The organism is Desulfosporosinus burensis, from assembly GCF_054657535.1.
On the sequence record NZ_BAAHYN010000067.1, the window covers coordinates 1 to 666 of the forward strand.

1 protein-coding gene and 1 pseudogene are annotated in these 666 nt (G+C 45.2%); both read left to right on the plus strand.

The genetic code is table 11. The features are described 5' to 3' along the window. A pseudogene (locus ACYQ3Q_RS28385) lies at window positions 1-225 on the plus strand (ADP-forming succinate--CoA ligase subunit beta); the annotation flags it as partial. 6 nt (window positions 226-231) lie between these two features. Next, window positions 232-666, plus strand: a 435-nt coding sequence (locus ACYQ3Q_RS28390; RefSeq protein ID WP_459931736.1) for a CoA-binding protein, incomplete at its 3' end; no start/stop codon positions are given.

Consider the following 666-nt stretch of genomic DNA (forward strand, 5'->3'; position numbering starts at 1 on the left):
TTGATTAATATTTTCGGAGGAATTACCCGTTGCGATGAGGTAGCGAAGGCGATTATTCAAGTCAAAGAAACCATGGATATTCAAGTTCCGCTGGTAATTCGACTGGTAGGCACTAATGAAGAAGCCGGAATAGCTCTTCTACGTGAACAGGGCATTGAGACTTATCGGAAAATTGACGAAGCAGTGGCCAACGTTGTCGCCTTTGTTAAAGCGAAGGGAGCGTAGGAAAGCATGGCAATTATTATCAATGAAACAACAAGGATTTTAGTCCAAGGCATTACCGGAAAACAGGGGCAGTTTCATACGTCTCAAATGCTGGCCAGCGGTAGCAAACTAATTGGTGGAATTTCCCCTGGCAAGGGAGGACAAGTCGTACACGGTGTGCCTATTTATGACACTGTGGAAGAAGCCATGGTGGCTGAAAAAGCCGAGGCTTCCGTGATTTTTGTACCGGCAAAACAAGTCAAAGATTGTGCTTTCGAGGCCATCGACGGCGGAATCAAAACCCTCGTGATTATTACGGAGCATGTGCCTTTACACGATGCCATGGAAATTATGGCCTTTGCGGAAAGAAAACAAGTGCAAATCGTTGGACCAAACACCTTTGGTCTGATTTCACCGAGCAAATCCAAGATCGGAATTATGCCTAACAGTATTTTCATCCCT